This is a genomic window from Acinetobacter sp. UBA5934 (assembly GCF_002430855.1).
Classification (GTDB): Bacteria; Pseudomonadota; Gammaproteobacteria; order Pseudomonadales; family Moraxellaceae; genus Acinetobacter.
This window is the reverse complement of sequence record NZ_DJDC01000048.1, coordinates 1-10266: the sequence shown is the minus strand read 5'-3', so window position 1 is coordinate 10266 and position 10266 is coordinate 1. Positions and strand designations below refer to the sequence as shown.

The window sequence follows — 10266 nt, the reverse complement described above, 5'->3', positions numbered from 1 at the left end:
AAGGTCTAAACCATTTAAACCGCCGAATGCGCGTGCTTTAGCTAAAGCTTCTTCTTCAGTGATGTTTTCGCCTGCAAGGATACAACCGTTTTGTGCACCTTTTGATCGCAGAATACGCGTTAATTTACGTGTATCGATGTCTGCGATAGCTACAACATTGTGTTGGTTAAGATAATCACTTAGTGATTGTTCAGCACGGAAGTTGCTATGCAATAAAGGCAGATCACGAATGATCAATCCGTTAGCCCATACTTTATGAATTCGACCTGACTCAGCGTCTTCATCATTACAACCTGTATTACCAATATGTGGATAAGTTAGGGTGACAAGTTGTTGTGCATAACTCGGGTCAGTCAAAATTTCTTGATAGCCAGTCATGGCAGTGTTGAAAACGACTTCACCAGTCGTACTACCCGATGCGCCAATTGAAGTACCTTTAAAAATAGTACCATCGGCAAGGGCTAAAATTGCTGGGGTGCTCAAACCAAAGCTCCTGAAATTTAGGCTGTAAAAAAGCGAGAAGACGAAAAAAAAGGAAGGCTATTATAAAACCTACCCTCCCTATGTCTGCTCGCTTGAACTTAACACGGCATTATACGCAGAAAGGCCCTCGAAGTCCAACGGCTTTAAAGCAAAACTGTAAGATAAATACCTTGCTTTTTGACGGAAAGTCTGTTTGTGCAGCTGTGTATATAAAATGTAAGCAAATTAGAATTGTCTAACAAATCAAAACTTAAATTTTATCAAAACGGAATACGCTAGGGTTTTCATGCAATAACTATAGGAAAAAGATCATGACAATAGAACAAAAGCCAGTAAAAGCAAAAACCGCTTTAAAAGAGGTGGTCGCAGAAGGTGTAGATAAGTTGCAGCACGCATCTAAAGATGCACAGCAAAAAGTGACAGAAGCAGTAACAGAGTCAACTGAAAATGTAAAAGTTGAAGCGAAGGAGGTACAAGCAAATGTTCAAGAGCAAATTCAAAGTTTAAAAGAAGACCTTTTTCAGCGTATTGAAACCATTAAAAAACAACTCAACTTTTCCCAAAAAGATTTAACTGAATTAAAGGAATTCATTAAATCAGAATTCAATGCAGTAATTGAAGATTTATCGAAACTTGGCAAAGAGTTGAAAGACGATGTCAGCCAAATTTCAGTTAAACATAAAGATCATTTGGCTGAAACTTTAAAACGCTCTAAAGAACATACTTTAGATGTGTGGAAAAAAGTGTCAGTGAAGTCAGATAATGAACCTACTTTAAAAAGCTGATCTATAGGTAGAGTAGTCTATCTATAGGGTGGCGAGGAAGGACGCTATGTTGATTTTCCTCAGGTACACATTGAAGCAATAAAAAAGTGAGGTACTTTGCCTCACTTTTTTATTGCTTGAACTTTGCTATATCTTAAAACTGATGTAGCCAATCACGTTTGTTATGAAAGTCTGCATTTGGACTGCTGTGTTGCATCGCATAGTATTGTTCACCTTGCGAAGTTTTAAGTACTGCAGTTAAGCCCAGGAATAAATCCGACCATTGCAATTTGTGCTTTAACATAAACTCGCTCAAATCTAGGCTCACATTTAAACCATAATGTGTGCGTTTGAGCTGATTAAGTTCAATATCATAAGCTGTTTGCGGCGGCATATCTTCTGGATAGCGATATTCTTCAAACTGATATACTTGCCACGCCTGGGAAGGAGAGAGGTTAATTTCACGATAGAAATCCTCTCCTTGTACACCTAAAAAAATTTCAAAACAGGTATGTTCCCACAAGAAATCTTGACGAGGGTGCTCTTGAACCATTTCAGGCCATTGCATGAGCTGATTGGGATCGCGTAACCAAAAGCCAATATTCAAATTATATGGACTTTGCTGTTCAACCGCAGCAACCAGGGAGATTGATTGAAAGCGGCGATCAAAAGCGCTGAGTTCGTAACTGGCCATGAAATCTACTTAGTTAGACAAATGCGCGTGACGAACCAAGTTGGATAATTTGGCATTCTGTTTTGCTGCTTTTTTATAAATCAGCGCAATTTTACCAATTTTTTGAACAACTTCAGCGCCAGTTTGAGCTGAAAGGTCTTCGATTAAAGATGCGCGTTCTTCACGATCTTCCGCTACGATTTTCACTTTAATCAGTTCGTGATCGTTTAAAGCACGGTTTAATTCTTCGACTACAGCTTCAGTCAAACCTTTATCGCCCAGCATCACCACCGGGTTTAATGCATGTCCGATTTGACGTAAACGTTTACGTTCCTGAATAGATAAAGCCGCCATAAAGATAACCTAATTTTAAAAACGGCTTAGTATAACAAATGCCAAGTTTAAACGCTTTATATTCTGTTGAAATAATCGATTTCACTTATTGAAAAAAACCTGGCAAAGATCAGATTTAGATACAGATGTATACTGCAAGGCCTATATTTTTCACGTACAATCATATATTAGAAGTTTTTTATTATTTAGAGAGTTATGGCGACCCGCATTACCAACCAGAAGTTGTCAAAAAGTAGTCGAGAGTGGATGCGCGAGCATTTGGATGATCCTTTTGTGAAAAAAGCCCAAAAGGAAGGTTATCGTGCACGTGCTGCTTATAAGCTTCTTGAAATTCAAGAAAAATACAAAATTATTAAACCGGGTATGACGGTGGTTGACCTTGGTGCTGCACCAGGGAGCTGGTCGCAAATTGCCGGTAAATTAGTTGGTGATAAAGGCTTGTTGATTGCCTCCGATATTTTACCAATGGATGCATTGCCCGATGTGACCTTCTTGCAAGGCGACTTCCGTGAGGAAGAAGTTTTTGAAAAATTGTTAAATATTTTAAATGGACGGACTGTAGACGTTGTAATTTCGGATATGGCCCCCAATACATCAGGTAATAAGGCTGTAGATCAACCTCGCCAAATCTACTTGTGTGAACTGGCTCTGGATTTTGCCAACAAGGTTTTAGGACCTAAAGGCCAATTTGTAGTCAAGGTTTTCCAAGGCACTGGATTTGACGAATTCCGTAAACAAGTTGTAGATAGCTTTGATGTATTGAAGACAGCAAAACCTGCTGCTTCACGTGCCCGTTCTAAAGAAGTATTTTTAATTGGGCAAGGTCGTAAGAAGGCTTCTAGATAAAGTTTACTTGCCAAGACGTTAAAAATTGTGCATTTTGTACATTTTTAAAATATTGCAAAGCTGATCTTCAGCTTAAATTAAGGTCACCCATTTATGGGCATGATCAAATTAGATTGATATGGGAATAAAGCTTTGAGCGATCTCTTCAAGAATGCCGTATTGTGGCTGGTTATACTGGGTGTGCTGATTCTGATTTTCAGTAACATCAGTGACCGCAATCAACCGACTGCAATGAATTATTCAGAGTTTGTTTCAGCGGTGAATGCTGGTCAAATTAAGCAAGTTACCATTGATGGTGAAAGAATTCGTGGTGAAAAAACAAACGGTTCAGAGTTTGAAAGTATTCGTCCTGCGGTTCAAGACCCAGAACTTATGCCAAGCCTCATTAAACATAATGTTGTTGTAGAAGGGACTGCACCACAACGTCAAGGTTTGTTGATGCAACTCCTTATCGCAAGCTTCCCTGTACTTTTGATCATTTTGTTATTCATGTTCTTTATGCGCAACATGGGTGGTGGAGCAGGTGGTAAAAGCGGTCCAATGAGTTTCGGTAAATCAAAAGCCAAAATGCTTTCTGAAGACCAAATTAAAGTCACTTTTACCGATGTTGCTGGCTGTGATGAAGCAAAGCAAGAAGTGGTTGAAATCGTTGACTTCTTAAAAGATCCTTCAAAATTCAAACGTCTGGGTGCAAGTATTCCTAAGGGCGTATTGATGGTGGGTCCTCCAGGTACCGGTAAAACCTTGCTTGCTAAAGCAATTGCGGGTGAAGCAAAAGTTCCGTTCTTCAGTATTTCCGGTTCTGACTTTGTTGAAATGTTCGTGGGTGTAGGTGCATCACGTGTACGTGACATGTTCGAACAGGCGAAACGTCATGCGCCTTGTATCATCTTTATTGATGAGATTGATGCGGTCGGTCGTCACCGTGGTTCAGGTACCGGTGGTGGTCACGATGAACGTGAACAGACACTGAACCAGATGCTGGTAGAAATGGATGGTTTTGAAGGTAATGAAGGAATTATCGTCATTGCTGCAACCAACCGTGCAGATGTACTGGATAAAGCCTTGCTACGTCCAGGCCGTTTTGACCGTCAGGTGATGGTGGGTCTGCCTGACATTAAAGGTCGTGAACAGATTCTGAACGTACATTTGAAAAAATTGCCTTCACATACCGGTGTAGACGTCAAAATTCTTGCTCGTGGTACTCCAGGTTTCTCTGGTGCGCAATTGGCAAACCTTGTTAACGAAGCGGCATTGTTTGCGGCACGTCGTAACAAGAATACGGTCGACATGCATGACTTTGAAGATGCAAAAGATAAAATCTATATGGGTCCTGAACGTAAATCGATGGTGATTCGTGAAGAAGAACGTCGCGCTACGGCTTACCATGAAGCTGGTCATGCCATTGTTGCTGAAATCTTGCCGGGTACTGACCCTGTGCATAAAGTAACGATCATGCCGCGTGGTTGGGCATTGGGTGTGACATGGCAGTTGCCTGAACATGATCAGACCAGCCATTACAAAGATAAGATGCTCAATGAAATTTCGATTTTATTTGGTGGTCGTATTGCAGAAGAAGTCTTCATTAACCAAATGTCGACCGGTGCTTCAAATGACTTTGAACGTGCGACCAAAATGGCACGTGCAATGGTGACCAAGTACGGTATGTCTGACAAAATGGGCGTAATGGTTTATGAAGATGAAAACCAAAATGGCTTCTTTGGAAATGTAGGCAGTCGTACCATTTCTGAAGCAACCCAACAGCAAGTAGATGCTGAAGTTCGTCGTATTTTGGATGAACAGTATAAGGTTGCTCGCAATATCTTGGAAAATAACAAAGATATCGCACATGCAATGGTGAAAGCGTTGATGGAATGGGAAACGATTGATCGTGAGCAAATTCGTGACATTATGGAAGGCCGTGAACCACAGCCACCTAAAGTATATGTTGCTGAAAATCCTGTGATTGATGTAACCCCGACAGATGGTCCGGCAACACCTCCGCCATTACCGGCGAGCTAAGTTGGATGGTTAGAAAAAAGAGTCTCAAATGAGGCTCTTTTTTTATGCATAAAGTGGCTGTAACTGAAAAGAATTTAGGCCGTAAAATCAGAGAATTGTTAGAATAAAGGAATTGCTTGAAGGAGAAACATGATGCAATTGATGCCATTACCTAATCGAATGCTGACATGTGGTCAAATGAAATTGGAATTGTCTAAACCACATGTAATGGGAATTTTGAATGTCACTCCTGACTCTTTTAGTGATGGTGGAAAACATAATGCGAAAGATCAAGCCATTGCCTATGCCTTGCAGATGATCGCGGATGGGGCGAGCGTAATTGATGTAGGTGGTGAATCCACTCGTCCCGGTGCTTCGGTAGTAGAAGTGGATGAAGAAATCCGTCGGGTGGTGCCTGTGGTTGAAGAATTGGCTAAGCATGATGTCATTATTTCAATAGATACCTCACAGCCAGAAGTGATTAAAGCGGCCGTACAGGCAGGGGCGCATATCTGGAATGATGTGCGTGCATTGACCCGCCCGCATGCTTTGGCCACAGCAGCTGAACTCAATATTCCTGTGATTATTATGCATATGCGTGGTGAACCCACCACCATGAATAATTTGGCTCAGTATGACGATGTAACGTCAGAGGTCATTGCTGAACTTCAGCAGCGTATCACTGATTCTTTAAATGCTGGCATTCAACCTGAAAATATCATGATTGATCCGGGCTTTGGTTTTGCTAAAAATGCGCAGCAGAATTTAAAACTGTTAAATGAATTTTATAAATTAAATGATATGGGGTATCCGATTCTTTCCGCTTTATCACGCAAGCGTTTTATTGGTGAAGCCTTAGGAGGAGCAGATGCTGGGCAGCGTGCAGTTGGCTCGGTGGCGGCACATCTGATGAGTATTCAGCAGGGTGCATGTATGGTGCGAGCACATGATGTCAAAGCCATGTCAGATGCAATTAAAGTTTGGAATGCAATGCAAAATCAAGGGTTATAAAGAAGAAAAAAGCCCAATCAGGTATCGGGCTTTTTTGCTTTTAGATGTAATTATTTTGCTTTATGCTCAAGCGAAGAATGATGCACCACTATTCGTAATTTACCTGCATTATCTTTTACAAATTTCCAGCTTTTATCAACCGTGGTCACTTCGCCATTCCTATTGGTGAAGTGAACTTTACCTACCGTGCTTGCACTGTCACCGGTTATATTTATGGTTGCATTATCGACTTCGCATTTTTGCCAGCCGCCAAGGGCAAAGCCTTTGTCATCCGGAAAATTGGGATCTCCTCCTACGAAATAAGACAAAGCGCCTTCTTTTGTGGTTCTGAATGTTTGTGGATTTGTAGTTAATGTGGGTTTAAATAAAACCGGACCATCCTGATAAAAATATACTTCATCAATCACCTTGCTTGCCAGATCATTGGCTGCCTGTTTTCCGCTTTTATCGTAAGTTGAACTGATATCAAGTAATGCTTTACACCAGGCTTGTTGTGCTGCTATGACTTCGGGTTCAGAAATCATATTTTTTTGACGATCTGTGGTAGGGGTTGTAGAGCAGGCGGTGAATATTATTGCAAGAAATGTAACTAAAATAGCTTTCATAACATTTCCCTATAAAATTAGGTTTTTAATTTATAAGATAAAATTTATTTAAATCCTAGTCAGGCTATCCAATGAATCGAAAACACAACCAAATCTTTACATGAAATAAAAGCTTAATTAAATCATATGATTATTTTTAAGCTAAATGCGCATTCCAAGTATAAGTTTTTAGCCGGGCAGTATAATAGAAATTAAGTTTTGAGGTGAAATAGTCTATTGCTGCTTAGATAAAGTAGTTTCATATCTTAAAGAAGCTGTGTTGGATAACTATTTTAAAAGCTCGTTGTTGCTGGAAAATAGCAAATTTAAGATAGAAGACTAATGACATTCAATTATAAAAATTATTAATTGCTTGTGAATTAGTTACATTCGTTATCTTAAGGTGAATAGTAAGTATTTCTTCTTTACGAGTAGATGAGTAAAGGCGATGAATAATACAATTAAAGTCTAAACCTCAATAGATGAGGTGTAATCAATCTAAAAAATCTGAGTCAGAAAAATTAAGCATAAAATCTCATCCTTTTTTATTGTGAAGTTTGGTAATTACGTGGCTTTGTGTTATATAGGCTGGCTTTAATGCATGTCTTTTTTGAGTGTTATATGTTTGAAGATTTACTTCTCCCGATGTTTGATGATGAATATTATCCCGATATTCTGGTGGCTGAAGTTAAGCAGGCTGTTAAACAGTTTGCAAGGAAGGTAGCAAAGCCTGATGTATCTGAAGTAGATATTTATCATTTTGCTGCTGAAACTGTAGTTTTGATTAATAAGATGAAACCTCAGTTTGAAGATCTTGATTCGTCATTGGATGACACCGCCGCCGATTATATTGCTGAAGCCATGATGATGGTGGTGCAAGAAAATGGGTATATGGATATTGAGATCGAAGAACTGGTATCGAATAGAGAGTGGTAAGTCACTATCTATTTGTAAGTATGTCTATTTAAAGTTTAGCCGGATGAGACAATAGATCGCTTAGATGGCAACTTGCCTGAATATGAATTTCTGCTATCTCATCTACAATCAAATGAAATTTCTCATTTTCAGTATAGGCTTTTGCTCTGAGATTGAGCCAAAAGTACGGGTCTTGCCGCAGCAAGCTTCTAATCTGTTTTTCATCTTCAGGATGATTAAAATGTAGGGGATAGGGATATTTTCCCAAACTGCAGTGATTTAAAACAAGTTGTCCCTGATTTTCGTAAATGGTTCCAGAAAATAAATCATAAACTTTTGGAGTTTGCAGTTTTTCCATTATGTCTGCTGCGTAAGTTGAACTTGCGATCATTAATATAAACAGGCTGACATACCGCAGAAAATACATTTTTATTTGCTTCATTTTTATTATTTCTTTTTATAGATTTGATTTTATAGTAATAATTCAGGCATAAAAAAACCAGCGTATCGCTGGATCTTTTATTGCACCATTTTAAAAGTCTTAAAATGGTGCCCGAGGCCAGACTCGAACTGGCACGCTTTGTGGGCGGGGGATTTTAAATCCCCTGTGTCTACCGATTTCACCACTCGGGCATGTGCGCAATAATAGTGGACGAAATAAAACTTGGCAAGTAGCTTTGCGTGTATTTGCTTTGTTTTCAATCAATTCATGTGTTTAACGCTATAAAATAATACTTTAACTAAACTTTTGCCGTTAAAAATTGATGAACTCTACATCAAGCTATCCAGATAAGTTTCGACATCTATATGCTTATGTGTTTTACACAGTTCATTTTCATAACGAATCAGCTGTATATGTAAATCGATAAACTGTTTTTCTTGTTGCCGTAGCGCGTGAAGTGCTGGGGAGTTTTTGCTCAAAAATAGGCTTTTTAACTGAATCTTTATTACTTGCTTATAAGCCCAAAAACAAATGCGACGGGTCTCTTGCAGATAATAATATTGCTCGTTTTGAGTCGCTTGACGGAACATATTTTCCTTATAAAAACGAACAAAACCAAAACTCATGGCAAAGAAAAATAAAATAATTTGCAAAACTGTACTTTCAATATAGGCAATGTTCAGCGTTTGAAGCACAATCAGTACGGCCAGTTTAACTGGAGTATGGCGAAGTTGCTGATATAAAGACGTAGAGCTATGTTTGATCTGTTTAATGACCACGGGGGTATACAGCATAAACAGCAACATAATGGCTAGAACCGCAATGCCTTGTGCACGAAAAGCATTCAACTGCGGCAACTGCATGGCAATGAAATGACTTAAGCTCATCGAAAGCGAGATAAAAATCATCGCGGCTAAAATCCAAGGAATTAGCTCTTTTAGTTCATCTAAAATTCCTTTGGTTTTGAGCATACTGTAAAACAAATAATTTCTTTTAAACGCTGCCGGGTATTGTTCCCGCAATTGTTTTAAAAAAAGTGCAGTTTGTTTATTACTGAGCATAAGAATTAAAGACACATAAAAAGTAGAGTTAATATAAAGGATTTGACATTATTTAACAGAAAAAATTCTATAATTTACAACGATCTTTATTTAAGCAATAATTTCTATTGAGTTGTTTAAATTGAACTAATTTCTTAAGCAATCTTGGAATATTAAATTTTATCTTAATTTATTTCGCATAAATCTATCGTTTTAAGTATATGCTTAACGAGTGCGAAATATTGTGCTTACCTACCATAATTTGAGCTCAGGTTTAAGACCAATTAAATAACCGAATCGAGCGCTTAATTTTATTCCTGTATTCAATCAGGAATTATGCGAAAATAGCACTTTCCTATTTTGTCCAAGGACAGTTCATGACTGATCAATCTCCTGAATCTTTAAGCGATATCGAAATTTTAGACATTTTACAGTCCATGAAAAGCGATGTGCTAGATACTGAAGCGAAAGAGATTATCCGTAATGGCGGTAAAGCTGGTCGTCAAGAAGCACATAAAGAAGCATTAGTGGCTTTAAATGCGAGCTTTGAAAGCAAGTTTGTTGAAGCCGTAACTTTGGCTCTGCATTTAAATGAAGCGCAAAGCAAAAAAATTCGTTATAAAAAAGACCGCATTCGTATTTTAAAAGCACATGGTATTGATTACATGGCGATTGACGGCGCTGAGACAGCTCAGGTTTTATCGCAAATTGCCCAGGCAATTACTCGTGAGGATGCGATTGTGACCCATGATTTGCATAATATTTTTCCATTCTGGAAAGAGGGCTGGCCAATGGTACAGTTCGACAATGCTTACAAGATTTTGGAAGATGACATTTCCATTCATTATCAAGCTGTTCTAGATGCCTTGATTAAATAATCTCAGCACTTGCAGTAAAAAAGCACCTTGTGGTGCTTTTTTTGTTGAAGAAAAACTTCAAAAATTTATGTGGAAAGCCAGGCCAGCAATAGGCTAATCGGCCAAATAAATAATCGCCACCAGCTGATCAATAGATAACACAGAAACTCACCCATTCGCAGGGTTGAATCATAATTTTTTCTTGACCGCTCATAACTATAGGGCGTGATCCAGCATGCCAAAATCAGCAATACAATGGCAAAAATCAGCATCACAGGCTGAATTTACGGAGTAAA

The 10266-nt window shown here is 38.8% G+C and carries 12 protein-coding genes and 1 tRNA gene; 6 read left to right on the top strand and 7 right to left on the bottom strand.

From position 1 onward, the window contains the following. On the bottom strand, positions 1–483 hold a 483-nt coding region (locus tag B2Y23_RS03435), incomplete at its 3' end, for a carbamoyl-phosphate synthase domain-containing protein (RefSeq protein ID WP_291369036.1). A 311-nt stretch (positions 484–794) separates the two neighbouring features. Here B2Y23_RS03435 and B2Y23_RS03430 point away from each other — a divergent pair. Continuing rightward, on the top strand, positions 795–1268 hold the full coding sequence (locus tag B2Y23_RS03430; protein ID WP_291352619.1) for a hypothetical protein: 474 nt from the start codon (positions 795–797) through the stop codon (positions 1266–1268). Between the two features lie 133 nt (positions 1269–1401). Here B2Y23_RS03430 and B2Y23_RS03425 read toward each other — a convergent pair whose 3' ends face one another. Then, positions 1402–1941: a DOMON-like domain-containing protein gene (locus tag B2Y23_RS03425; protein WP_291352621.1), complete on the bottom strand. Its 540-nt coding sequence runs from the start codon at positions 1939–1941 to the stop codon at positions 1402–1404. A gap of 9 nt (positions 1942–1950) precedes the next feature. Beyond that, positions 1951–2274: a ribosome assembly RNA-binding protein YhbY gene (yhbY, locus tag B2Y23_RS03420; RefSeq protein WP_086199214.1), complete on the bottom strand. Its 324-nt coding sequence runs from the start codon at positions 2272–2274 to the stop codon at positions 1951–1953. A gap of 195 nt (positions 2275–2469) precedes the next feature. Between yhbY and rlmE the strand changes: the two genes are divergently transcribed. From rlmE to folP, 3 genes are all read left to right on the top strand, one after another. Continuing rightward, positions 2470–3120 carry a 23S rRNA (uridine(2552)-2'-O)-methyltransferase RlmE gene (rlmE, locus tag B2Y23_RS03415; protein WP_086199213.1) on the top strand — a complete coding sequence of 217 codons (651 nt, stop codon included), beginning with the start codon at positions 2470–2472 and terminating at the stop codon, positions 3118–3120. Between the two features lie 132 nt (positions 3121–3252). Continuing rightward, the gene (gene ftsH, locus B2Y23_RS03410; RefSeq protein WP_291352624.1) at positions 3253–5142 is read left to right on the top strand and encodes an ATP-dependent zinc metalloprotease FtsH; all 1890 of its coding nucleotides are present in this window, start codon (positions 3253–3255) and stop codon (positions 5140–5142) included. Between the two features lie 132 nt (positions 5143–5274). Beyond that, positions 5275–6132: a dihydropteroate synthase gene (folP, locus tag B2Y23_RS03405; protein WP_291352650.1), complete on the top strand. Its 858-nt coding sequence runs from the start codon at positions 5275–5277 to the stop codon at positions 6130–6132. Positions 6133–6182: 50 nt separating this feature from the next. Here the strand turns inward: folP and B2Y23_RS03400 are convergent, their stop codons facing one another. Then, positions 6183–6737 (bottom strand): hypothetical protein, encoded by a 555-nt coding sequence (locus tag B2Y23_RS03400; RefSeq protein ID WP_291369034.1) that lies wholly within the window; start codon positions 6735–6737, stop codon positions 6183–6185. A 600-nt stretch (positions 6738–7337) separates the two neighbouring features. Between B2Y23_RS03400 and B2Y23_RS03395 the strand changes: the two genes are divergently transcribed. Further along, entirely contained in the window at positions 7338–7652 is a 315-nt protein-coding gene (locus B2Y23_RS03395; protein WP_291352628.1) for a DUF5713 family protein, read from the top strand. A gap of 28 nt (positions 7653–7680) precedes the next feature. Here B2Y23_RS03395 and B2Y23_RS03390 read toward each other — a convergent pair whose 3' ends face one another. From B2Y23_RS03390 to B2Y23_RS03380, 3 genes are all read right to left on the bottom strand, one after another. Continuing rightward, complete coding sequence (locus B2Y23_RS03390) at positions 7681–7989, bottom strand: hypothetical protein (protein ID WP_291352630.1); 309 nt, start codon at positions 7987–7989, stop codon at positions 7681–7683. Positions 7990–8178: 189 nt separating this feature from the next. Next, positions 8179–8264, bottom strand: a tRNA-Leu gene (locus B2Y23_RS03385). Between the two features lie 138 nt (positions 8265–8402). Further along, positions 8403–9134 (bottom strand): hypothetical protein, encoded by a 732-nt coding sequence (locus tag B2Y23_RS03380; protein ID WP_291369032.1) that lies wholly within the window; start codon positions 9132–9134, stop codon positions 8403–8405. A 356-nt stretch (positions 9135–9490) separates the two neighbouring features. On the opposite strand from B2Y23_RS03380, the gene B2Y23_RS03375 reads away from it, so the two are divergent. Beyond that, positions 9491–9991, top strand: a complete 501-nt coding sequence (locus tag B2Y23_RS03375; protein WP_291369030.1) for a hypothetical protein — start codon at positions 9491–9493, stop codon at positions 9989–9991. Positions 9992–10266 lie beyond the last annotated feature (275 nt).

Coding starts and splice junctions, on each gene's coding strand:
- B2Y23_RS03380 (WP_291369032.1), bottom strand. CDS start 9,134: ATGCTCAGTAATAAACAAACTGCACTTTTTTTAAAACAATTGCGGGAA.
- B2Y23_RS03430 (WP_291352619.1), top strand. CDS start 795: ATGACAATAGAACAAAAGCCAGTAAAAGCAAAAACCGCTTTAAAAGAG.
- yhbY (WP_086199214.1), bottom strand. CDS start 2,274: ATGGCGGCTTTATCTATTCAGGAACGTAAACGTTTACGTCAAATCGGA.
- B2Y23_RS03390 (WP_291352630.1), bottom strand. CDS start 7,989: ATGGAAAAACTGCAAACTCCAAAAGTTTATGATTTATTTTCTGGAACC.
- rlmE (WP_086199213.1), top strand. CDS start 2,470: ATGGCGACCCGCATTACCAACCAGAAGTTGTCAAAAAGTAGTCGAGAG.
- B2Y23_RS03400 (WP_291369034.1), bottom strand. CDS start 6,737: ATGAAAGCTATTTTAGTTACATTTCTTGCAATAATATTCACCGCCTGC.
- folP (WP_291352650.1), top strand. CDS start 5,275: ATGCAATTGATGCCATTACCTAATCGAATGCTGACATGTGGTCAAATG.
- B2Y23_RS03395 (WP_291352628.1), top strand. CDS start 7,338: ATGTTTGAAGATTTACTTCTCCCGATGTTTGATGATGAATATTATCCC.
- B2Y23_RS03425 (WP_291352621.1), bottom strand. CDS start 1,941: ATGGCCAGTTACGAACTCAGCGCTTTTGATCGCCGCTTTCAATCAATC.
- B2Y23_RS03375 (WP_291369030.1), top strand. CDS start 9,491: ATGACTGATCAATCTCCTGAATCTTTAAGCGATATCGAAATTTTAGAC.